The 25,034-nt window shown below is 41.8% G+C and carries 11 protein-coding genes; 4 read left to right on the forward strand and 7 right to left on the reverse strand.

What is annotated here, in order from left to right; genetic code table 11:
* Nucleotides 1-67: 67 nt before the first annotated feature.
* The 7 genes from VL121_RS05660 to VL121_RS05690 form a co-directional block, all read right to left on the reverse strand.
* Complete coding sequence (locus VL121_RS05660) at nucleotides 68-2,845, reverse strand: glycoside hydrolase family 2 protein (RefSeq protein WP_325403055.1); 2,778 nt, start codon at nucleotides 2,843-2,845, stop codon at nucleotides 68-70.
* A gap of 10 nt (nucleotides 2,846-2,855) precedes the next feature.
* Nucleotides 2,856-4,337: a hypothetical protein gene (locus VL121_RS05665; RefSeq protein ID WP_325403057.1), complete on the reverse strand. Its 1,482-nt coding sequence runs from the start codon at nucleotides 4,335-4,337 to the stop codon at nucleotides 2,856-2,858.
* A gap of 27 nt (nucleotides 4,338-4,364) precedes the next feature.
* Nucleotides 4,365-7,337, reverse strand: coding sequence for a hypothetical protein (locus VL121_RS05670; RefSeq protein ID WP_325403059.1), 2,973 nt, complete (start codon nucleotides 7,335-7,337; stop codon nucleotides 4,365-4,367).
* A 109-nt stretch (nucleotides 7,338-7,446) separates the two neighbouring features.
* Nucleotides 7,447-9,150 (reverse strand): RagB/SusD family nutrient uptake outer membrane protein, encoded by a 1,704-nt coding sequence (locus tag VL121_RS05675; protein ID WP_325403061.1) that lies wholly within the window; start codon nucleotides 9,148-9,150, stop codon nucleotides 7,447-7,449.
* A gap of 89 nt (nucleotides 9,151-9,239) precedes the next feature.
* The gene (locus tag VL121_RS05680; RefSeq protein ID WP_325403063.1) at nucleotides 9,240-12,356 is read right to left on the reverse strand and encodes a SusC/RagA family TonB-linked outer membrane protein; all 3,117 of its coding nucleotides are present in this window, start codon (nucleotides 12,354-12,356) and stop codon (nucleotides 9,240-9,242) included.
* A gap of 388 nt (nucleotides 12,357-12,744) precedes the next feature.
* The gene (locus VL121_RS05685; RefSeq protein ID WP_325403065.1) at nucleotides 12,745-14,085 is read right to left on the reverse strand and encodes a glucosidase family protein; all 1,341 of its coding nucleotides are present in this window, start codon (nucleotides 14,083-14,085) and stop codon (nucleotides 12,745-12,747) included.
* Between the two features lie 344 nt (nucleotides 14,086-14,429).
* Nucleotides 14,430-15,296 carry an AraC family transcriptional regulator gene (locus VL121_RS05690; RefSeq protein WP_325403068.1) on the reverse strand — a complete coding sequence of 289 codons (867 nt, stop codon included), beginning with the start codon at nucleotides 15,294-15,296 and terminating at the stop codon, nucleotides 14,430-14,432.
* Between the two features lie 377 nt (nucleotides 15,297-15,673).
* Here VL121_RS05690 and VL121_RS05695 point away from each other — a divergent pair, with 377 nt between their 5' ends.
* The 4 genes from VL121_RS05695 (at nucleotide 15,674) to VL121_RS21655 (ending at nucleotide 24,258) form a co-directional block, all read left to right on the forward strand.
* Complete coding sequence (locus VL121_RS05695) at nucleotides 15,674-18,844, forward strand: PVC-type heme-binding CxxCH protein (RefSeq protein WP_325403070.1); 3,171 nt, start codon at nucleotides 15,674-15,676, stop codon at nucleotides 18,842-18,844.
* A gap of 479 nt (nucleotides 18,845-19,323) precedes the next feature.
* Complete coding sequence (locus VL121_RS05700) at nucleotides 19,324-20,580, forward strand: c-type cytochrome (RefSeq protein ID WP_325403072.1); 1,257 nt, start codon at nucleotides 19,324-19,326, stop codon at nucleotides 20,578-20,580.
* A 224-nt stretch (nucleotides 20,581-20,804) separates the two neighbouring features.
* Complete coding sequence (locus VL121_RS05705) at nucleotides 20,805-24,080, forward strand: cytochrome c biogenesis protein (RefSeq protein WP_325403074.1); 3,276 nt, start codon at nucleotides 20,805-20,807, stop codon at nucleotides 24,078-24,080.
* 85 nt (nucleotides 24,081-24,165) lie between these two features.
* Complete coding sequence (locus VL121_RS21655; protein ID WP_414635401.1) at nucleotides 24,166-24,258, forward strand: DUF433 domain-containing protein; 93 nt, start codon at nucleotides 24,166-24,168, stop codon at nucleotides 24,256-24,258.
* Nucleotides 24,259-25,034: the final 776 nt, after the last annotated feature.

Genomic DNA, 25,034 nt, shown 5'->3' on the forward strand with positions numbered 1-25,034 from the left:
GTGGCTCTTTTTATAATCCATTTGCTGTTTTTTAACTGATAATTTTATTCTCTGACAGTAATGTTCTCTACCGGTAAGTATTCCATGCACTTATCTCAATTTCCTGCGTATTAAAATCACGGCTAAGGCCAGGCGCTACCAAAACCTCTACGCTCGTTTCTTCTCCCGGTAAAAGCATAAAATAATTGTCTTTGAAATAAACCTCGTCAGGCTTCCGGTTACATTTCAACTGTACAAATAAGGCGGGAACCGCGGAAGTGTTTTTTACCTTTGCGATGTAACAATTCATTTCATCACTTCCCCATCGCGTTTTATTATGGTACTTAACATCAAGTTGCAATTTGGTTTTGGGAGCTTCCAGCATTGAATGCATGTAGCCTTTCCGGTTTTCTTTGGCAGTTGCTTTCTGAATGGCAAAAGTGTAGGTTTCGGAAGAAATGCTGTTATTGTTTTGCCCAAGCAAATCAAACCGGACTAATAACACTTTATTGTTCCATTCTTTGCTGGTAACGAAATCAATTTGGTTTACCTGCGATGAAGACAAAGGAGCGATCTGGAGTTTTTGATTATCCTGGTAATGGATATTTCCGTCCAGGTCCATGATCACCATCCTTAGTTTGCCTGAAATTTTTAACTTCCTGGCGTTGGTGGCAAATACGGGTAGTTTTAATGTATCGCCCGCGGTAAGGAGCATGGAATTATAGCTTGTACTGATGTCTGCCTGGGCATAAGAATTACGGGTATAATACAAAGCCTGTTTAGGCAACCCGTAGTATTCTACAATAGATCCGTGAGCCGCATTGGGCCAGGGCTCATTAAACGTCCACATAAAACTGCCGCTCCGGTGCCATTTTGCCCTGCGATGCGATTGATTGGCATAACGCAATCCTTCAGCCTGCGAAAACTGGCTTACTTTTACCTCGGTTTCCAGGTTGATGGGTTTACCAAATAAAGGATGATAAATTTCAGGTTTAAGCCAGTCGGATCCGGTATACGCTTCAAACCCGTTATGCCATTTCCATACAGAATCATTTGATGAAATAGGCCAAAGATTTTCTTTCGGTATAATGCGCTTTAAGGTTTCCACAGACGATGCTCCTGATGCGCCATATTCAGTCCACTCCACCGGGTTATCGGCCCCTACGGTTAAAGGATACCCGGTATTATATACAGCATACTCATTATTAAAATCAAACCAGTGAGGGCCATGTCTTTGATATTCGCATACCGGATCTGAGCCGATTACATGGCGTGAAGGATCAAGCTCCTTGCAAATGTCTTCAAACTGTTTTACCTGCAAACTGGTTTGCCGCATAATATATAACTCATTCCCAAACCCATACCGGAAAACAGACGGGTGATTGATCAAGAGTGGTATTACCTGCCGCTGTTCTGTTGCCGTATTTGCAAGTATTTCAGGCGTTTCTAAAGGCAGTGCACCGGCATGGGGCATTTCCTGGAATACCAATATCCCATATTCATCACATAAATCATAAAATTCCTGCTTTTCAATTAAACCACCACCCCATACCCGGAAGGCGTTGAAATTAGCCAATGCAGCCATCCGGATGAGATGTGTATATTTTTGTTTATCTGCACGTCCATACAACAAATCTGCCGGTAACCAATTGCCCCCATGCAGAAAAACAGGCATGTCGTTTACTTTCACTAGATAGCCCGACAAAGAATCTTTAGGAATATCTTTTTTTCCCGAGCCCACCGGTGGGGCATGTGAGTACCAGATCATTTCTTTATAATTATCGGCATCAGGGTTTGCTACAATCTTTATGTCGCGAACGCCAAATTTGGCAGAGACCTGGTCTAATAATTTCCCTGTGTTTTTGTCCTTGGCCATTACCGTTAGTTCGTACATGTTTTGCGGTCCATACCCGTTTGGCCACCAGAGCCGGGGATTTTTAAGGTTGAGGGAGAAGGCTATCTGTTCATTGATGCCATCTGTTTTAGTTGTTTGTAAAACAGTGCGCTTTGGTAATCCGTGCTGAAGCGCATGAACAGTATAAACAAGCGTTACATCTTTCGGGTGTTTTGTATGAACATCAACAGTAGTATGAAGTTTTGCGCTGGTATAAGGCTTTTGGGTTTCTGGTTGTATAAGTAACCTGTCAAGAAAAAGCTGGTCGGTGGCTATAAGGGTCACGTCCTGCCATATCCCCATAGTCCACAGCGGCGTGCCCCAGTCCCACCCGCTCATCGTACGGCATTTCCAGTATTTCAGTGTGGCAGACACTTCATCCATCGCATATTGCCGGTTAATTTGAGAACGTGGAGAGAATAATTTTTTAATAACATTTTCGGGTGCCGGTTCAATTAAAATGGTGAGTTCATTCGGTTCTCCTGTTTTTACTTTATCTGTTACATCAAACGCAAAAGGAGTGAACTGACCTTCATGCCTTCCAAGGTATTTTCCATTGATCCATACTTTTGCAGCATAATCAACAGCGGCAAAATGCAATCTTATTTGTTTATGCTTCCAGGAATCCCCAATAACAAAACTTTTGCGATACCACCATTCCTGCAGGGGAACATCATAAGCTTTCTTTGCATTCATCGCTATAAATAAATCCGGTAATTTTCCCGACCGTTCCAGGTCCCAGTGAATATCTCCCGGAACCTTTGCAGGTATTACGCCTTTTTGGGGATAGCCACTTTGATAAAATGCCCGTGCCTCGCCTGTGCCGGGAGGAGCAGCAACGAGTTGCCAGTCTTCTCCATTCAATGTGTGTATTTGTCTTCCTTTTTTTGAAAGCGGTTGTTGACTTTCCTGGGATTGCAGGAAAAAACCCTCCATAAGTGCGAATGTTACTAAATATAATTTGTACATCATGATCCTGCTATTACCTTTTTACTCCCGGGTCTTTATGCCTAAGTTTATATTGAGATAAGCTGTATATACTTCTGGCAGGAATTTGAATGCTAAGTACACCACTTTCCTGTAACACCATCTTCTGTCCTTCCATTTTATAATCCGGCTGCGTAACTTCAGCCTCACTCGCCTTGTACAGATATAGAGGAAGTGCTGGTTTTCCTAAAAGTTCGTATTCAATACTTTCAGGTTGATCTGATAAATTCAGAATATACGTTGTTATTTTCCCTGTGGGACTTTTGATGCTTTGTGATAAAATTTTTGGACTGCCCGTTTTTGTAGTTTTAACGACATCAGAATTTTTAGCACAAAAACGGGTGATGATTCCAAATCCGTAAAAAGCCGCTGGTTCAATTGTTACTTCTTTAAGGTATTGCTTATTCTGCCTGTCCCATGTATGAATTAACTGCCACTGACCGTCAAGGTCACCCCGGTTTGTATAGCTCCAGCGACTGAACCCGGAAACGCCTGCCTCAAGCCCTTTAAGGATAGTTTCCACATTTGATATAGCGGCGTTAAATGATTTAGGTCCGGGGTTTTCATCCTGCCAGCCAAGTGCCATATTGCCCATTTCAGAAAGGAAGAGCGGCTTTTGATGGGTATTTGCCCACTTTACCCAATCCGACAGGATGATCTCCCTGGCACTGTCTAACGCTCCATAGATGTGAATATCATAAGCGCCTATGTATTCGTTAAAATCAATTCTTCCGGCATCAAATCGTGGAAGCTCTGTCCAGTCCGGGCCTGATATCTGTAATGAAACAGACCTTTGATCCAAAGCTGCTCTTACCGCTTTTAATGCCGGTGTTATGGATACTTCTTCATCGCCTTTGTTCCACCAGGCAGGAGGTTCATTGCTGATACAAAGCCATTTAATACAGGTATATTTTTTTACGTTTAACAGATGATCAATGAGGGTGGCAAGGCCATTGGCAAAATCATCTACAGATTTTGGAGCGCTCATTAATGGCTGCACTCCAGGGTAGGAGTTCCATTTAACGTTTGCCCACATTTGTCTTAGAAAAACAGTAGCATTATTTTTTTGCGCCCAATCCAGTATTTTATATAGCGCCAGCATTTCCTCATTTTCCCAATCAAACATGCCTTTTTCAGGTTCATACATTCTTGCACTTAACTCAACAGATACCCAACTCATCCCCAGCCAGCTTGCATAATCCGACACTTTTTTCCAGCCGGCTTCATGAGTTACAGGAGGATTCCCACCCCATGCGCTTCCCCTGGAATTTTTATACCGGTATGCCCATTTGTATTCCGGCGATTCATCAATTTTATCCAGACTTTCGGAATGCCATGAAGCCCCAATACCTTCCAGGCGCGACTGAACATACAGCGGATTCACCTGTATTTTTGTTTTAGCTGAAACTGCCTGCCCGTGAGTAGCCGAAATGCTTATGCCCATAACAAAACCGAATGCAAACAACAATTTTTTCATCTCCTGCATTATTTTAATTGCAACAAATTATTTAATAACCAACCAGGTAAATCCACCCTCTTTTACATCCACTTCAATTTCTATTTCGCCTTTGTAATTGAGCGCGTATTCTTTGAATTCGCCTTCGCGTTCACTAATATGAGCCACCGTGTTAAGCCCTGTATAATACAAGGGGATGGTTAACTTTTTTTTGATATTTTCATCTGTAGGGTTAAAAACAATAAGCATCCCTTTCGTATCCAGTTCAGGGTCTACATGCAACAATGCATCCAACCCCCTTCCGGTTGGCCTTGCTATATGAATGATATCAGCCGTTAATATCGCTCTGTGCTTTTTATACCAGCTTATCCATTTCTGCAGCATCGCTTTTGTTTCGGGTCCATCGTATAGCCGGTTTCCTCTTATGGTTAACTGGCAGCCACTTGCCAGGTATTGAAATAAAGCTGCCTCATACCGGTCAATGTTCTTTGCTAATGGTTCCAGTCCAATAGCCGGATCGCCTGAATAAAATCCTACCAGTTGCAGGGTCATCCAACCCATAGTTGGTGTTTTATACCAGGTTCCGTCATAAATATACTGCCTGCCAAGTAAAAGCTGCTGCTGTGGAGTAAGGTTTGCACTTGCTTCGCGGTAGCCCATTCCGGTAGTAGTAGCGCCATTTAAAAAATACCAGTCTGGCATGGGAACATACATATGGCGACGTTGAAATTCATGGATTGTTTTTACCTGGTATTTCCACTGCTCCCACTGAGAATCATAATAATTGCGATGATAGGGATGTGACAGCGATGCGCAAACATCGCCGTGGTAGGGGCCATCTACATTTACAGACATTATCCCGGTGGAATCTATAAACTTCCACATTTTAGGGTAATAAATATCCTGCCACTTGCTTGCTATGCAAACGCTCTGTCCAAAAAAACTTCCGGGCTTATGAGTGGCCGGATCAATACAATCATATGCTGCTCCGCGACCTCTTGACGCCACCTGTAATTCATAGCCGCCTACTATGATGTTTTTGTTTTTTGCATGTGCAGTAACAGATTTCCAGATGCCCAGATAAGACGGATCCAGGTTGTCATGACTGATCCCCGGCCAGGCCATAACATCCAGGCGTTCGAACCCGAATTCCCCCATTTGATCAATAAATCCGTTAAGTACATCAGCATTATTAGAGGTTATACCTGCGGTAAGTAAACTCTCTGTAACCTGGGGCGCCAGTTTTCTATAAAACTTCCTGTGCGCCAGGGACTGGCGTTCTTTATCATCGCTGTCATGTAACAATTCAAAACTCGTAAAGGATTGAAATGTGGTTTTGTCTTTAACCACAGCTTCCGGTCCAAAAGAAAGTGTACTCAATAAGAGGGAATAATGGATGTTTCCCAGGAGAATATCTTCATATGTATTTTGTGTTGCCCAGGTGTCATATTCCTGATCTACTTTCCATTGAGTAGTACTGCTTCCAAAACGTGCAGGATTATCATTATCCTTTACAGGATAAAGCGTAGGACCGCTAGCCTCAGGTGTAGCATTTACATTGTTGAATGAATAGTCGCTTTCCACGGAAATTCTCTCTTTCTGATCGGGATTGATAGCTAATACTTCACATTCCATTTTATTTATTACAACCTCTCCCCCGGATTCATTTTGTACTGTAAACCATTTTGCCATAACTGGTGCGCCTTCATACATTTCATAGTGCACCGCTACCTGTATCTTTTTTACAGTATCATTTGCACGAAACGGAGCTTCGTAATGCATAACAATGTGCAGCCCTTTAGCCGGCCAGTCCGCTTTTGCTGCATTGTATTTTTGCGTCCATGGGTATCGCTCCTCCGGTGTCTTAACCTCTATTCCTGAAAAGCGATAATCATTAGTGCCTCCTTTTAATGTTGGATGCCAATTGTTTAAAAGATACGCTTTCTCCGGCTGTCCATACAGCCCACCTATATTGTACCAAATACTATCTATCATGATCCTTGCCTCTGGCTTAATAGCCCTAAGATATTCAGCATCGTTATAAAGGTTTTTTAAACTAACGCAGACGAGGTTGTCTCCAATAAAAAACTCCCGGGAAATTAACCCGTTTGTTACTAATAATTTTCCTGAGGAACTACCATCCGCTCTTTCCAGATAAATTTTTACCGGATGATTAATTTTGCTGATCAGCCAGTCTTTTTTATTGGAATAAGCAGGAAGCCTGGTAACGGGAACAACGGCTTTATTCGTTGCAATGCTGTTCAATATACCGGCTATATCGGTATTAAGCCCGGCTGGCATTGGTGTTTTGCCCTTTTGGGTATACAGCATATCCTTTTCAATATTCAATTTTCCGGTCAATTCACTAAGCCTCACCTCGTACACAAGCCCATCAAATGCCTTCATCTCATATGCACTGCCTACAACAAACTCCCTAAGCGTCTTCTGTGAAGCCTTTACGCGTTTTAGTTTTTTCCCATTTACGTATATGGCTACCTTATCATTTCCCTCACTTACCAACGCTACATGCATCCAGGCTTCCTTTAACAGAGAACCAATGTAATAGCTTGTTCCTCCATCAACCGTCAAATTCAAATCAGTTCCCTTCCTTACTATGCTGTATCCTGAATTTTTATCACCGTATACTAACACACTTTTTATGTTGTCTTCATCACCTTGGTTATCCTGAGCCCCTTCAGCCCTTATGGTTAATTCAAGTACGAAACGTTGAAGGTGTTTTACCCTGCCTTCTTCTATATGATAAGAAGCATCTTTTTTAAAAAGTATGGAGCCATCTCCTTTCAGGCGGTAATATTCCGGGGCATCTGCAAAAAACAAAGGACTGCCCGCTCTTTTCAAATGGTTACCATTTCCGGATAAATCTTTTAATGAATCCGGCGTTAGCACAAATGAAATATTTCCGGACTTACCCATGTTATAATGCGCTATTACCTGTAACTGGCTGTTCGCGCACATAACCATGCAGCATGTGGCGATCCACAAAAGCAAAACACTTTTCATTGATTTGTAGTTCATCTGAGCGCTAAATATTAATATTTAATTTTATTGTGGATAAGTGTCTTGTTTTTAAAATACAATTTGCCCCGATTCTGATCATGTTCTGTACGTCTTAATCTAAAGGATCAAATGTACCTCCGGGCCAGCCTTTAGTTTGAGCTAAATTTGGATTGGCGTCAATATGTACTTTGGGAATTGCGTAAAAATAATATTCGGGTTTTACATTGAAATCTAACACATCCGTAGCTACTTTAACAAGATCAAAGCTGGAAATATAATCATTGATATCATCCATTCCTGTAGGTGCGGGTGCGCCTTCTTTGAGGTATACCTGGAAGCCATGCCTGCGTTTTAGTTCGTTAAACCTGGTGTCAAATTTCCGCAACCTTCTTAAATAATCCCATCTTTTTCCTTCAAATGCAAATTCTACAAACGCTTCATCCTGGTAGGCTGATCTTATTGTCTCTTGTGTAGTGGCGGTAATACCATACTTATTATCTGTGCCCGGCAATATGCCTGCTCTTTTGCGTAAATCATACAAAACCTGCAACGCCTCAGCAGTGTTACCAATTTCATTGGCCGCTTCACCAAACATCATCAGCAATTCTGCGAACCGTATCTCAGGCCAGGGAGTACTTGTAAGTGAAACAGTTGCCTGCGTAATTTTTCTATCCATCATCTTCACCCTGTAAAAACTGGATAAAGTGTTACAACAGGTTCCGTCCATCCTTTCTCCGTCAGGCTTTATGTAAGTCCATAAATTTTCATTAAGTGTAAACATATCCGCCAGGTATGGGGCTGCACCGTTATAACCTATGGTAGCATAGAATCGTTCATCACGATGCCTGAACAATGTATCATGATTCATCGTCAGCGTATTCCATTTGCTGCCATCAATCATTGGAAAAGCATCTACCAGTTCTAATGATGGACCATCATCCTGAGCGGCGCCATTAGAATATTTATAAGGACGAAGTCCTCCCGTAAAATAAGTAGCGCCCGGATTAGCGTATACTCTCACCATTATACCTTCCTTATTAGGCTGCTGGTCCCATATATCTGCGAAATTATCCATCAACCCTTTTCCCTGACTTTCACAATATTCTTTTGCAGCTAATGCCGCATTATACGCGTCCTGCCACCTTGATGCCAGGCCCGATGGATTAAACAGGGGAGATGCATAGAATAATAAAATACGCGCCTTGAATGCCATAGCCGCGGATTTATCCACCCGTCCATAATTATTATTATCCCAGGATGGCGGAAGTTTTGCAATAGCAGAATCTACATCTTTTACGATCTGCGCGAAGCATTCTGAAGTGGAATTTCTTTTTACTTTAAGGGAATCCATGCTCATGGACGACTCCTGCACGTCTAAAATCAGCGGTACACCGCCATAGCCTTTCACCATTGAAAAATAAGCCCATGCCCTCCAGAAAAAAGCCTGTCCTTTCAGGGGTTCTTTTTTATCGGCAGCGATGCTTCCTTTATCTATGCTGGATAGTAATGTATTAATGGTTCTGATGGTGGCGTAGGGCCAGTTATTATACGAATCAATGGTGGCTGTGCCATACAGAAATACATTGAAATTATTATTTGCTACCGCCTCGTCAGTGTTATTTCCTGTACCTGCAGGCATCCCGGGCATAAGCGCATTATGAAATCCATTAACATACGCTGTTGCCAATCCGGCATCGTTCCATACGTCTTCCGGGTTAATTGCAGTTAGATTTTTTTGATCAAGCACTTTCTCGCAACCTGCTGTAAGCAGTATTATTGTAAAGGAAAGTAATGTATAATACAGTTTCTTTATCATGATGATGGTTTGAAATATTGATGAATGAGAACCCAGTTTGCAGGCGTTCAGCACCTGCAATGACATGATGCTTTATTTTCTATGATGAATTAAAGGGTAATGTGTAATCCGAAATTGAAGGTTTTCATATTGGGATAAGCCGCAAGGTTGCCAATTTCAGGATCATAGGCTTTAAACTTCGACAGGTAAAACAAATTGGTTCCCGTAAAGCTCAGGTCTATATGCTGTACGCTTATTTTTTGAAGCCATACTGCTGGCAGGCTATACGCAACCGTTAGTGCTTTCAGTCTTACATAACCACCATCTGAATACCAGAAAGAAGAGCTCATTGCGCTGTTGGACTCACCCGGTCCCTGGAACTTTGGAAACGTACCATTAGTATTATCTGTGGTCCACATATCGCCCCACATTTTTGTTACAGAAGCGTCAAAAGGAAAAGCTCTGCCCCAATTGTCGGTATATAATTTTTTGTACCCAAATGTGGATTGAAAGAAAGCGCTGACACGCACACCTTTCCACGCAATACCCAGGTTAGCGCCAGCGGTATATGGGGCTGTAGACTGGCTGAACCTGGAAATTACCTGCCTGTCGTACTGGTCAATCTTTCCGTCAGGTACACCATCAATGCCCGATATGTCCATATAGTTGAGGGTTCCCAAAACTGGTTTAGCCCCGTATATGGTATAATTTTCCGGTAAATCATCTAATTCTTTCTGCGTGCGAATTACTCCTGTAGATACCAGCTCCGCTACATAACCTAATGGTTTACCATTGGGGTTATCCACATCCAAAGCTCCTGCTGCAACATCTCTTTGAATTACTTTTGTTGAAGCGTAACCAAAATTACCACGAAGCGAATAGGCAATATTTCCAATATTGTTCTCATACCCCAGTTCAATTTCATACCCGTTAGACCTTACTTTTCCATAGTTAACAGAAGGCAATACACCGCCAAAAGTTGTAGGGATGCTTACTATTCTTGATCCCAGGATGTCGTAGGTGTTCCGGTTCCAGTAATTGACAGACATCGTTAGATTAAATGTTGTGGCAAGATCAATACCGATATTGGTAGATCTGGATTTTTCCCAGGTCAGGTTTGGATTAACTACGCCTCCGTAACTAATTACCGGTTGTAAACTATTCCCGAGGTATGCACTTCCGGCTGGTACGAATTTGTCCTGCCATTGCCAGGCTGCTACGCCATCATTTCCTGTGTATCCCAATGAAGCGCGTAGTTTAAACTGTTTGAATGTTCTGCTTAAATGTTTCCTGAAAAACTCCTCTTCCGATACCTTCCATCCCGCCGACACAGACGGGAAATAACCCCAGCGATGACCCGGTGCAAAAATCATAGAGCCATCCGCCCTCAAAGACGCGGATAATAAATATTTCTGCTGATAATCGTAATTCAATCTGCCTACATATGATGTTCTGCCAACAGTTGATTCACTACCTCCACCCCAGGAATCCGCATTATTACTACTGGTTGCAAAATATTGATCGGTAGTTATTATTGGGAAATGCTGGCGTGTTAAATTATTGGCGCTGAATGTTTGCTCATATATTTCAGATACAAACATTAAATCCAGAAAATGCTTTCCAAATCCCCTGGCGTAAGAAACCTGGGTGTTAAACTGGTACGACCCTGTATTGGAATTACTGGTACTCAGCGTAGGCACTGAAGGATAGGGAGCTTTTACAATGTTCAACAAGGTATCAGTGAATATTTTCTGGGTAGTTCCCGTGCGTTTATAATTATATAAGGTGGGTTGTATCTGGTATACTTTTCCTTCACCCATCGTATTATTTTTACTATACGATACTTTCACAGACAAACCCTTTACAAACGGAATCTTATATTGTAATGTCATTAGCGCATCCAGCCCCCTGCTTCCGGAGTTGTTATACCCGGATTCATTAAATAAACCGATTGGGTTTCCAATCCATCCCGGATTTACTAAGTTCCCATTGATATAAGGAGGTACATAGAAAAAAAACTGGCTCAACTTTCCATACATGGCAGAAAGGTCATCTCCGCCACCAAAATTAGGTTGCTGGCGCGTGTTATAATTCGTACTAAGCTGCATGCTTGCGGTAAGCCCTTCCACAATTTCGGCTTCAAGGCTTGCCCTTACATTGTATCGTTTAAATTTTAATTTCTCCAAAAAACCATTCTGGCTCATGAAACTTCCTCCCATATAATATCTTAGCTTTTCATTACCCCCTGAAACGTTTAATGCATGGTCAGTAGAAGAAGGCGTAACATAGGCGTAATCAAGATAATTATAACCACCTGTCCTTTTCAACTCATCTAATTCATCTTCGCCAAACCATGTATATCCAAGGTTTGCATTAGACCACATGTTATTCATCTCTCCACTTTTCCTGCCTTCAAGCAGTTCAGGCCTGGAAGTTGGTTTTTCAAACATATATGTTGCATTATATGTTATTGTTGGCTTTCCGATCTTTCCTTTTTTAGTGGTTATCAGAATAACGCCGTTTGATGCCCTGGCTCCATATATAGAAGAGCTGGCTCCGTCTTTAAGTACCGTAATATCTTCTATATCGTTAGCGTTGAGCGCATCAAAACTTACTTTATCTCTAACAACTCCATCTATAACAAATAGCGGTGGACTGTAATTCCATGAGGCATCTGACCTGACGCGAACGCTTGATGATACACCGGGTACCCCCGTTCCCTGTGCTACGAAAACGCCCGCTAAACGGCCTGCAAGAACATTTGAAAGATTAGATGCAGGAACCTGTGTAAGCTCCTGCCCCCTGATACTGGTTACGGCTCCGGTCAGGTTTTCTCTTTTCTGTGACCCGTAACCGATCACCACTACTTCCCCAAGTGAAGCATCATTTAACTTCAGCACCACATTCACTCTTGCCTGGCTATTTACAGCAATGCTTTCAGTAACATAGTTAATGGAAGTAAATACTAAAACAGCATTGGGTGCGGTCAAAATACGGTAATTACCTTCAGCATCCGTTTTGGTACCTGAAGCGGAACCTTTTACGGTAACAGAAACACCAGGTAATGGCGCGTTACCGTCTGAGACAGTACCTGATACGGAAGTGGTTTGCGCAACTATCCTGATACTAACCATCTGGAATAATATAAATCCGGCAACAGCAATCATTTTAACAGGGATTGCGCGATCAATAATGGATAAAATAGAAAAACAGCGTTTTGGCGTCATATGTTTTTTTTACGGGTTTTAAAATTCAGTTTAGTGTGATAATAAAACGGTATTTATACGTGTATCATTCAAATAATACTGTTGATAAACAACCTGACATATCTGGTTTGTAAAAAATAACTGATCAGAAATTTATTTGAATCTTTATAAGCATTTCAATATTTGCCAAACATTGTAAATGGTTTGAAAGTGAATGTAATGCTGCTTAAAAAATTAAAATTATTTGATTCAATAGCCGTTACCAACCAAAAAATTGCTTAATATTGATACTTTTTTTGCATGAAGGATTATTCCGGTTATTTATTCAAATACACCGGTAAACATAGCCTGTATCATAACAGATATAAACTGCGGAAAAAGGCATTCGCCGAAAATGGAAAGTATTATTTCAGTTGATCTTCCGGAACGCAGTTAAAGGACAGGCAACCGTGGTAAGGTATATTGGATTTTGCTTGTAAGTAGATGTATTAAAACACTCATAAGGCGCTCCAAAATCGCCACCTTTTCTGAAGTCATTCGCTTTCAGGTCTTCAATAAATTCAGTGGCCAATGCTTTTGCCAGTTGCGGGTCAACCTGGTTCATCGCATAGCAAACCCATCCGGTGGGCGTTCCCCAATAGGCGCCATTCTGATACAAGTTCTTGCCGGACAGGGAAATCTCCCAGGCAGTTGTTTCATTATAGTCATCAGTGGTAAGGATATGCCTGATGTTGCCCTTATAACTTAAAGTGCCATCCTTATAAGCCTTCGCAAGTATATAGGATGCTTTCTTCATGTCTTCACCTTCAAGTATGCCAAAATAAACAGCCAGGGCGGTTGACCAAACATCAGCCTGCCTGCTTTTACCTGTAGAAGCACGCAGCATGCCTCTTCCATCCATAAACATTCCAGGCAAAGATTTTTTGATAGCAGCGGCTATCTCCAGGTATTTTTTTGAATCGTTACTTTTAATCAATTGCAGCAATTCGGCAATTTCATTAGCGGCACGGTATTTTAAAATGGAAGGAAAGCAAAGATCTCCTGTAATGACCTGCGCATCTCTGAAACCGAAATCAACTCCCCTCATTACATCAGTAGCGTATACAATATGATTGTTTTCATTCGATGGTGGAGTATGAAAGGCTGCCTTTAAGCGGTCAATTAATCTTATACCATTCACTTCCTTCAATAATATTTTACGATCACCGGTATGTTTCACATAATAATAAGCCATATGAATAAAATAAAACTGATCACAATACGGCGGCAAGGTTCCCCACTCCGGCGTTCCCTGGTTTTCATAACTGTATGTTCCCGGAAAGTAAATCGGCTTGCTATCGTCAATCCTTATATGATCCGCAACAGAACCTAAGGGAACCAGGCTACCACCTTTTGTTATCCGGGTTTGATCGCACTGGGTAGAAGCTGTTAGTAATAACATGTGTAGCTGCTCCTTTTTTGAAACCATTCCTGTTTCAAGCGACATCGCATAGTCGCGGATCCAGAAGGAAGGATAGGCATTTCTTCCCCCGGGCCTGATCAGTACGCCCCCGGTGTTATTGGAACCAAAATCCTTTGAAATAAATTGTCCCGGATAAATACGTGAAGCCTCAAGAACGTCTTTTGTCATGCCTTCCAGGAAAGAAAGATTTTCGGAGCTAACAAACGATCCCTGTTGAGCATTCTGAGCATACCCCACAGAAAAAACAAATAACAGGCAAACCAGTAACAATTTAATACACTTCATCATATGGCATTTTAGAAAAACGGAATATCCACTCTTAACAGCTCAGAAAAATGAACTGTTATAAAGGCGGTATAAAGCTAATAATACAGGATGTAAATGTAGAAGACACCCGAAAAAGAAACAACTCATTTTTTTGCTGAAGCAGGTACTTTTTTTGTATGACGGATTATCCGTATTAGGGGCTGTCAGCAGGAGAGCGGAGAGGGGAAAGAAGAGAAGCGAAAGGTGAAAGAAGGAGTATCCGCCCCATCGTTAGGAGTTACTTACCTGATTGCTGATTGCCCCAAATCCGAAGCGAAACCCAGAAACCCGGAACGGATTCCATCTTAAATCTCAAATCTCCCCCGCTACGCATAAATAATCCTCCTGTATTCTGTTGGGGTCATTTGCTTGTATTTTTTAAACTGCCTGTTAAAATTGGCTAAGCTGTTGAATCCGCATTCATAGGCCACATCAACAATGTTCTGGTCTTTTTCCGAAAGTTTTTTGCAGGCATAGCCGATCCGCAGTGTATTTAAATATTCTACAAAAGTTACCCTGTAGTTTTCCTTGAAGAAATTGCTGAAGGTGGTAACAGCCATATTGGCGATGGAAGCCACTTTTGATAATGTGATGTCCTGGTCGAAGTTTTGAATCAGGTACTCAGTTATTTTGTTCAGCCTGTCGGAGCTTTTTACATTTACGGTTTTAACAAAGCCGGGACTTGCCAACAATTCATATTCTGGCGTACGGGACAAAGTGTCAAAAATGAGCAAAAGAGAAGATAGGCGCTGAAGCCCGTTCATATCGGGCATTTTTTCCATTAAAGCGGTAATTTCAGTTTTGGCTTTGCCGTTAATTACCATGCCGCGGTTAGATGATTTCAAAAAATGTTTAAAGGCTTCCATCTCAGGAATATTAAGAAAGTTTTCGCCCAGGAAATCATCTTTAAAATGAATTACGATGGCTTCAGCCTGGTAATCAACCTGCCCGTTAATGAATTTAGGATCGTTTACCCATACATGGGGCAGGAAGGGACCCATGCACACCAGGTCGCCTTCATCAAACTTTCCGATGTTATCGCCCACCATGCGGCGTCCGTTACTTTTTAAAACCAGCACAATTTCATATTCAGGATGGTAGTGCCAGGGGCAGGGAAATGATTTTCCAACTTCTTTAAATACAGTAAATGATTTGTCAAAATCCTTCGGTAGCCGCAATTCAATAGATTTCATCGTTCACCTGGTTTAAAGTTTAAAAAATATCACCCTAATATATTGAATTATAGTGTAAGCTTTCAATTTTATGAAAAATAGTATAAGAATTATAAGAAATAGTAGGAGGGAAACGGTAAAAGCAGGCGCGCAGTAAATGCACGCTCTTAATAGTCACGCTTTAGTATTAGCGTATGAAAAATAAAGTTAACATCCTGTTTGTTTACATACAAAATATCACTGTTCATATACATCTCCGGTAACAACTCCGGTGTATAGCCGCGGTTTGGCAGCCTATTAACAGGCTGTAAATTAGTATTAACCGTTGCTAATCTTAAAAATATTGGGTATTTAGGTTATGAACCCATATTTTTAGGATTCAAAACCGCACAATTGAAATGACAAACCCTTGCACAAAAAGTACCGGAACCCTTGTAATTTTATTCGGATTAATGATCGCTGTGTTTACAGCCTGCCGCTCTGATCGCGCTGAACCGCTCAAAATTCAAAAGCACACCAGTATCGCCCTTGTGGGTAATAACCTGGGATCAAGAATGATGAACTACGGTTATTTTGAAACAGAAATGCAGGTACGCTACCCCGATAGTATGCTCTATATCCGTAATTTTTGTGATGGGGGCAATACACCCGGCTTCCGGCCCCATGCGGCAAGAAACGACCCCTGGGCTTTTCCCGGGGCGGAAAAATTTCAAACCGAACTTGCTACTCCTTCGGGAAGTGAAGGGCATTTTGAATCTCCCGATGAATGGCTTACCCGTCATAAGGCAGATGTGATCATCGCTTTTTTCGGGTATAATGAATCTTTCCAGGGAAAGGAAGGGTTAAACAATTATAAAGCAGAACTGGATGCTTTTATTAAACACACATTAAGCCAGCATTACAACGGCGGCTCCGCTCCGCAGGTGGCTATCGTGTCACCCATTGCTTTTGAAGACCTGTCTGCTAAATATGATCTTCCCAACGGGAAAAAAGAAAATGAAAATCTTTTGTTGTATACCCAGGGCATGAAGGCGGTTGCCGATTCCAACAATGTGCTTTTTATAGATGCTTTTGCACCTTCCCAAAAATGGTTTGGTTCCGCTAAAGAAGCTTTAACCATTGACGGATCGCAATTGAATGACGAGGGCTATAAAAAATTATCCGTTTTGCTGGCGGATGAAATTTTTGGAAAGGTTTCACCTAAAGCGGAAGCCAACAGGGCACTGGTACTGGCGGCTGTAAAAGAAAAAAACTGGATGTGGCATGATGATTACAAAATCCCCAACGGAGTGCATGTGTATGGTCGCCGCTATAATCCTTTTGGTCCCGCTAACTACCCTGCAGAAATAGAAAAAATCCGGCAAATGACCGCTATCCGCGACACCGCCGTATGGCTGGCGGCAAGCAAAGGAGAACAAATGGATATTGCCGCCGCCGATAAAACTACCCGGCAGTTGCCGCCTGTTGAAACCAATTATAATCCTAAAGCAAATGGTAGCTTAACTTATTTATATGGCCAGGAAGCCCTTAGTAAATTGAAAGTACCCGATGGATATAAAATTGAGCTTTTTGCTTCTGAGGAAGAATTTCCTGAGCTGGCAAAACCCATGCAAATGTCGTTCGATAATAAAGGACGCTTATGGGTAGCCACCATGCCCAGTTACCCGCACTATAAGCCGGGTGATCCCAAACCAAATGATAAGATCATCATCCTGGAAGATACCAATGGGGATGGAAAAGCCGACAAGCTAACCGTATTTGCAGATAAATTGCACCTGCCTGTTGGTTTTGAAATAGCTCCAGAAGGCGTTTATGTGTCGCAGGGTACCAATTTAAAATTATTTACCGATACGGATGGCGATGATAAAGCGGATAAAGCAGAGATTTTGCTGAGCGGGTTTGATGATCATGATACGCATCACAATAGCCATGCTTTTACCGCCGACCCTTCAGGCGCTATTTACAGTGGAGAAGGTGTTTTTTTGCATACCAATGTAGAAACGTCTTACGGCCCTGTACGCGCCACCAATGGCGGGTTTTACCGCTATGCTCCGCAGCTTCACAAGCTGGAGCGTACGGCACAACTTTCCATTCCAAATCCGTGGGGCATAGCATTTGATGAATGGGGACAGCCCTTTTTTGCCGAAACTTCCGGCCCCGATGTAAGGTGGATGATGCCCGGTACCGTGTTGCCAAGATATGGGGAGGCTACGCACAAATCTTTTAACTTAATAGAAGAAGCGCATAAAGTGCGGCCAACTTCCGGACTGGAGTTTATTTCCAGCCGTCATTTTCCCGATGAAGTACAGGGCGATATGCTCATCAACAATACCATTGGCTTTTTGGGAACGAAGGAACATGTTATAGAAGACAGTGGCACCGGCTATAAAAGTCATCATAGGGTAGACTTAGTTGTTAGTGAAGACCGTAACTTTCGCCCCGTAGATATGGAGTTTGCGCCCGATGGATCGCTTTACCTGATTGACTGGCATAATATACTGATCGGGCATATGCAGCACAATGCAAGAGATCCGCTGCGCGATCACATGCACGGAAGGGTTTACCGGATTACGTATCCTTCAAGGCCGTTAGTAACGCCCGCTAAAATAGACGGCGCTACTGTTGAAGTGCTGCTCGATAATCTTAAACTGCCGGAATACCGTACGCGGTACAGAACGCGCCGTGAGCTGAGGGGCAGAGACGCTAATGAAGTGCTGCCCAAACTAAAAAAATGGGTAAGCGCGTTAGATAAAAATGATCCGCGGTACGAACACCATAAGCTGGAAGCATTGTGGGTAAGCTGGGGACTGGATAAGGTTGACCAGGATTTACTAAAGGAAATGCTCCAGGCAAAAGATTACCGGGCAAGGGCTGCTGCGGTTAATGTAGTCCGTTATACCGGTCACCAGGTAGCCAACCAGGCAGAGCTGCTGATGCAGGCCGCCCGCGATGAACATGGAAGAGTGCGCCTGGAGGCCATTGTTGCCGCATCGTGGATCGGAAAGGAAAAAGGGATGCCTGTCCTGGAAGAAGCCGCAAAAATGCCGTTAGACGAGTGGATGGTGCATGCGCATGAGGCAGCCGTAGCGCATCTTAACGGGAAGCTGGTAAAAGAACATAAAGAAGAACAGATCATTTCCTCATTAAAGGGCAATGACCTTGCGCTTTTCAAAAAGGGTAAGGAAATATATGCCAGGGATGGATATTGCAACACCTGCCACCAGCCCGATGGTAAAGGTCTTTCAGCCTCCGAATATCCGCCATTGGCGAATACCAAATGGGTATTGGGCAATGAAGAACGTTTAATAAAGATTGTTTTAAAAGGACTCATGGGGCCAATAGAAGTGAACGGGAAACAATATCCCGGACAGGTGCCTATGACGCCGTTTGAGGGATTGCTTAATGATGAGGAAGTTGCGGCGGTATTAACCTATGTACGGAATTCATTTGGCAACCAGGCGCCGGCTGTACAACCCGAAAAAGTGAAGCAGGTAAGAGCGGCTGTAGAAAGTAAAAAAGATTTTTATTCACCAGATAAATTACTTTCAGAGCACCCGCTGGAGAAATAACTGAAAACAAACTTATGTGAACCTGTAAGGGATGCTCCCGGTTAGCAACCCTTACAGGTTTTTTGTTTCTCCCGCTGTACGCAGTTTCCGACTGTGTACTCCATATGTTCTTCCGGTACTCTGTCCCGCAAATTTGAAGTCGCTTCGGGGGTATCAAACCCGTTGCGGGCGGGCTGTGACACCCTGGTGCTGAACCATATGCCGGCGTCAGGCAAAATAACTATGCAGGCATTGCAGAAGCAATAAAAAATAGTAAACCAATCTCCACCTTTCAACGAACAGCCTTTGCTTCAGCGGCTGAAATTATCTTTGAGAACCTTCTACCTGTATGTCATCTTTTGTCATGCACATAAAAAAATTTGTGTTTTTTGTAACCAAATTGTATCTCCTTAACTCTAATCTCATGGGATACTTAACCTGAATTGAATTTCCCATCTGGAGAAAAACAGTATTAATTCAAAAAATAAAAATAAAAAATCATGAAAAAAAAATTTATGATTCCGGCTCTGGGACTGATTGCCGCACTTACCCTTTTTAGTTGCAGTAAAACGGATAGGGGCCACCTTCCTCCGGGTGAGGGCGAGTTAAATTTACCTCCGTTAGATCCCAAATTAGTTCAACAGGGTCAACAAGTATTTCGATATGAAACTTTTGGTGATGAAACATTCTGGACAGACGTGTTACAAATGAACAAAGTGATAGAAACCGCTGTAGACCCTACTACCGCATTAAGTGTGGGGTTAAAGGTTGATGCCTCTGCTATTCCCGCCGCTGTTGTTGCCGGTATTCAAAACGGAACGGTTAGTCTTACTGATCCTCAGACTACCCTTGCCCTGATATCATTAAATGCTGTTGTTGGTGTACAGGGAACAGTAAGCACGGGGTCTGATGGTAAACTGAAGTTGGATAGGATGGGTATTACATGTGCGTTGTGCCATTCAACCGTTGATAACTCCTTTGCGGCTGGTATAGGAAACCGGTTGGATGGTTGGCCTAACAGAGATTTGAATCCCGGTTTGATCATCTCATTGTCTCCCGCATTAGATGAAGCCACGAGAGCAGTTTACGCTTCCTGGGCACCAGGCATATACGATCCGAGGTTTAATCATGACGGCCTGAATAACCCTGTTGTTATCCCTCCTGCCTACGGTTTATACGGTATTCCTAAAGCTATTTTTACCGGTGACGGAGATGTACAACATGAGCCTGCAGGGCCTGTAGCTTATTGGAATAGATATGTGGCAGTTACCCAAATGCACGGTCATGGATATTTTGCTGATTCACGTCTAAACTGGGTTGTTGATCATAGAGAAGGTGATGATTTAGTAACGGATAAACTTCCGGCATTACAGGCTTACCAATATTCTATTGCAGCTCCAAAACCCCCCGCTGGTTCTTTTGATGCTACTGCTGCTGCCAGGGGAAAAGCTCTTTTTGCCGCGAAAGCGCAGTGTGTAAGTTGCCACTCCGGGCCTTTATTTACTGATGTTATCCAAGGTGGAAAATTGCATCCTCAAAGCGCATCTGTAGCTATAGATAAGGACTATGTTAACCGGTCTGCTACAAAGCAATGGAGAGTTACACCATTGAAAGGTATTTGGCAACACCCTCCCTATTTTCACGATGGCTCCGCAAAGACACTCGATGATGTGGTAACCATGTACAACGATCAGAGAAATCTTCAATTAACGCCGGACGAAAAAAAGGATCTTACTGAATATCTGAAATCTCTTTAAGGATTTTCCGGCCGGAATACTTCTTGCAGCAGTCAGTCGTTTTTTTTCGGGAATCAGATTGATTGTTCACCCACTGTTTGATGCATCTCTTTAGGCTAACCTTTCCTAAAGAAAGGAACTCCTAAAGAGATGTTTTTTCAGATACGTGGGCTACAACTATATAAAATATTTTTTCCGGAAAAAAACCTGGTAGGTAAAAACCATTTTGAATGATTTGAAGCAATATGAAGCGATTAAAAAAAATACTCTTCTCCACTCGTACCATGACGGTTCTTTTAGTGTTATATGGTATCTCCATGGCTGTTGCCACTTTTGTGGAAAATGATTATGATACCGCTACTGCAAAAACACTGGTTTACAATTCCACCTGGTTTGAAATTCTCATGCTTTGGCTGGTAGTTCTGTTTGTTGCAAATATCAAAACCTATAGACTTACCAGAAGAGAAAAATGGCCGCTACTTGTATTTCACTTAGCGTTTATTTTTATGTTTATTGGAGGCGCAATCACACGCTACATAAGTTTTGAAGGACAAATGCCGATTAAGGAAAAGCAGACCACCAATGAAATTATCAGCGATCTCACTTATTTCAAACTGAATGTAAGCAATGGAAAGCAATCACTCAGCTATGACAAGTACCCGTACAGGATGTCTTACTTTAATGCCAAAGAAACTAAATGGCCGTTCAAAAGAACCTATCAACAAGATTATCAGTTTGACGATAAAATTATTTCTTTAAAATCCCTTGACTATATTCCGTTGGCTAAAGACTCTGTTCAAATAACGCAATCAGGTAAAAAATTGCTCAAGATCGTTTCTGTTGGAGAAGGAGGTAGAGAGAATAATTATATTCCCGATGGTGACATCAAAAACATTGGCGGAACAATGTTTAGTTTTAATAACCCTGCACTGGGTGCGGTTCAAATAATGGAAAAGGAGGGTGTCATGATGATTGCCTCTCCGACTGGTGGAAAATATATGTCAATGGAAGGTCAGCAAAAGGGCGTAGTAACTGATTCTGCATTATTGGCCCAACAATCCGGTAAAGTGAAAGCGAATGTGCCTGCTACTGTGAATCACAGGGCGCTTTACAGTATTGAGAATACCAATTTTATCATTCCTGAAAACGCTTTCAATGGAAAAATAGTTTATTACAGGGGGGATAAAAATAATCCGATGGATAAGAATCTTCTGGAAGCCATTCAGTTAGAATTAAGCTCAGGGAATGAAAGAGATACGCTGTTGATCAAAGGGGGGAAAGGCGTTACAGGATTCAATAAAACCGTACAAATCAACGGGCTGAATGTCTCTATAGGATTTGGTTCCAAAATACTTTACACAGATTTTTCTTTACGTTGCGATGATTTTCTGCTTGACCGTTATCCGGGGTCAAATAATCCATCATCTTATGAAAGTAAGATAACCGTTATTGATAAAGGAACGGAGAAACAACATCATATTTATATGAATAATGTGATGGATTACCGGGGATACCGGTTCTTCCAGGCAAGTTATTTTCCGGATGAAAGCGGAACTATTCTTTCTGTAAACGCCGACAGGTGGGGTACCAACATTACCTATTTAGGATATTTTCTATTGTTTACCGGAATGTTTTTCACGCTGTTCTGGAAAGGTACGCACTTCTGGAAATTGAATGAATCATTAAAAGAAATGCACAGGAGAAGTTTTCTTCTTCCTTTTTTATTTTTTTTGGGGATGGGAATCGGAATAAGTTCCAGTTTTGCTCAGAATAACACAGTCATTTTTTCGCAGCAGGGGCCCGGGCCGAACGCCCGGTTTGCAAGAACTGGTGAGCTTGAATCCAACAGGATCATTGACCCGGTTCACGCTAAAAAATTCGGGCATCTCTTAGTTCAGGATTTTCAAGGCCGTATTGAGCCAATGGATACGCACGTGTTAGAGCTGCTTAGAAAAATTTACAAAAAAGATAAATATCAAAAGGGAAACGTTACCATATCTGCGGAACAATGGTTTATTTCCATGCAGGTTGATCCCGGTTATTGGGCCAATGAACCAATAATTAAAGTAGGCCAAAAGGGAGGTGACCAACTGACAAATGAAACCGGAGCCAATGCGGAAGGCTATACTTCTTATGCCAGTTTGGTTGATCCCAATACAGGAATTTTTAAACTGGAGAAACAGGTTAATAAATCTTTCAGCAAACGAAAAGCCGATCAGTCTAATTATGACAAAGCAGTTATAGAGGTGACGGAGCGGTTTAATATTTTCAGCAATATCGCTTTCGGGTATTATACCCAAATCATTCCGGTAAAAAATGATCCGGCACAAACATGGAGAAGCTGGATTTATAGCTCTGAAGAAAACGCTGTGAAGATTGACACGACAGCTTATGCGCTTCTAACCCCTTACTTTAATGGAGTAAAAGAAGGTTTGAATACCGGCAACTGGAACAATGCGGGTAAGAGTATTAAAGACATCAGTGAATATCAGCAGATTTGGGGTAAAGAGATTGTTCCATCAGCCTCAAAAGTAAACCTGGAAATTCTCTATAATCATCTGAATATTTTCTTTTGGCTGATGATAGCTTACAGCCTTTTGGGTATGAGTATGATTATGCTTGGTTTTGCAGAAGTGTTTTCGTCAGGGTCAAAATATAATCGCATGATTCGTATTCTGACCAGAACAATGTTGGGAATAATGGTTGCAGCGCTGGCCATTCAAGGGATGGCCTTAGGCGTTCGCTGGTATCTTTCCGGACATGCGCCCTGGAGCAACGGATATGAGGCAATTGTATTTATTTCAGGAATCGGTGTACTCTCAGGGCTGCTTCTTTACAGAAACCGGAATGCTTTTATTCCCGCAGCCGGAGCTTTGGTGGCAATGATTATGATGGGATTTGCACACGGAGGATCCATGCTTGATCCGCAGATTACGCCTTTGGAGCCGGTTCTAAAATCTTATTGGTTGATGGTACATGTGGGTATCATCACTTCCAGTTACGGATTCTTCGGATTGTCGGCAGTATTGAGTGTAATTTCATTAATATTGTTTAGCACAAAACCTACCAATAAAATAGAGCATTCCATCAGGGAATTGACTATAGTAAATGAAATGGCTTTAACCGTTGGGCTCTTTGCCCTTGGCGTAGGTACTTTTCTGGGAGGAATGTGGGCCAACGAGAGTTGGGGAAGGTACTGGAGCTGGGATCCAAAAGAAACCTGGGCATTTATATCGGTTATATTTTATGCCGTGGTACTTCACCTGAGACTGGTTCCGAAACTCAGGGGAAAACTTACTTTTAATATTGTGAGCCTGTGGGCGATATGGTCCATTATATTTACTTATTTCGGGGTGAATTACTACCTGTCCGGATTACATTCTTATGCTGCTGGCGACCCCATGCCGGTTCCCGCCTGGATTTATATTACTGCAGCAGGAATGCTCATTTTATCTTTGGTAGCGTATTTTAGAAACAAAGGAAGGAAGAAACAAAAATCAATATCGGTAGAAGCCAACTGAACAATAAATTCTGACCTGGTTAATTCCTAATTTGGTTTTCAGTTTGTATGTCCACCAAAAAATATTCTTTAACTTTAAATCAAAAATGCCGCATCCAATTACTATATCTCCAAATATTCAAAGTGGTGAACCGGTCTTCACCAATACAAGGGTTCCTATAAAAAATCTTTTTGATTAGTTAAAAGCCGGACACCCATTGAATGATTTTTAGAAGATTTTCCCTCTGTTACAAAAGAGCAGGCGATACAGGTTTTAAACCATTTTGAGAATCTATTAAATTTTCATTTGCCGGAATATGTTTAAAGTCTTACTTGACGAAAACCTGCCGGTTAAAATTAAGTACCGCTTACAGGATGTATGTGAAATATATACTGTATCAGATAAGAATTGGAATTCATTAGAATGGAATTGAAGCGTTAAAAAATAGAGAATTTTACAACAATATCGTTGCCCACAGAGAAAAATTTAACGCAATCAGAAGACTTGATTACGCAAATCATACACCTGGTAAAATCGGTATCATCCCACCCGACACAATTATAAAAGAATGGGAACAGGACTATCAGCAATGACACAGTATATGATTTACGGCAGCCTTTTGACAAATTGATAACCCGAATTTCTGAATTACAAAAAAGAATATCCTAAAAACAAACACATTTGCAATTCGCACAAACCAATGCAATGAATTTAAATAACTTACTCATTCTGCTATCTTAATTAAAATTTTTGTAACATTTTCCAATACTTAGTAATCATATAAGTACACACAAACTATTTTATATGAACCCTATATTTTATTTCATTCTTCAAATTTGTTTTTTACTCTGTTTGTTTTTTGCATGGTTTTTCTATAATAAATCAAAGCATGAAGAACGCAAACTATTGATTCAGCAAGGAATTAGCTTAAATGACCCTTTGCTTAATAAGGGAAAATGGCAGAAAACTTTCTGG

The sequence above is a fragment of the Agriterribacter sp. genome, assembly GCF_035497235.1.
GTDB lineage: Bacteria > Bacteroidota > Bacteroidia > Chitinophagales > Chitinophagaceae > Agriterribacter.

Excerpts from the sequence above, each read along its gene's own strand:
- VL121_RS05670 (WP_325403059.1), bottom strand. The coding sequence starts at position 7,337 with ATGAAAAGTGTTTTGCTTTTGTGGATCGCCACATGCTGCATGGTTATG.
- VL121_RS05705 (WP_325403074.1), top strand. The coding sequence starts at position 20,805 with ATGAAGCGATTAAAAAAAATACTCTTCTCCACTCGTACCATGACGGTT.
- VL121_RS05690 (WP_325403068.1), bottom strand. The coding sequence starts at position 15,296 with ATGAAATCTATTGAATTGCGGCTACCGAAGGATTTTGACAAATCATTT.
- VL121_RS05685 (WP_325403065.1), bottom strand. The coding sequence starts at position 14,085 with ATGATGAAGTGTATTAAATTGTTACTGGTTTGCCTGTTATTTGTTTTT.
- VL121_RS05675 (WP_325403061.1), bottom strand. The coding sequence starts at position 9,150 with ATGATAAAGAAACTGTATTATACATTACTTTCCTTTACAATAATACTG.
- VL121_RS05700 (WP_325403072.1), top strand. The coding sequence starts at position 19,324 with ATGAAAAAAAAATTTATGATTCCGGCTCTGGGACTGATTGCCGCACTT.
- VL121_RS05660 (WP_325403055.1), bottom strand. The coding sequence starts at position 2,845 with ATGATGTACAAATTATATTTAGTAACATTCGCACTTATGGAGGGTTTT.
- VL121_RS21655 (WP_414635401.1), top strand. The coding sequence starts at position 24,166 with ATGCCGCATCCAATTACTATATCTCCAAATATTCAAAGTGGTGAACCG.
- VL121_RS05695 (WP_325403070.1), top strand. The coding sequence starts at position 15,674 with ATGACAAACCCTTGCACAAAAAGTACCGGAACCCTTGTAATTTTATTC.
- VL121_RS05665 (WP_325403057.1), bottom strand. The coding sequence starts at position 4,337 with ATGAAAAAATTGTTGTTTGCATTCGGTTTTGTTATGGGCATAAGCATT.
- VL121_RS05680 (WP_325403063.1), bottom strand. The coding sequence starts at position 12,356 with ATGACGCCAAAACGCTGTTTTTCTATTTTATCCATTATTGATCGCGCA.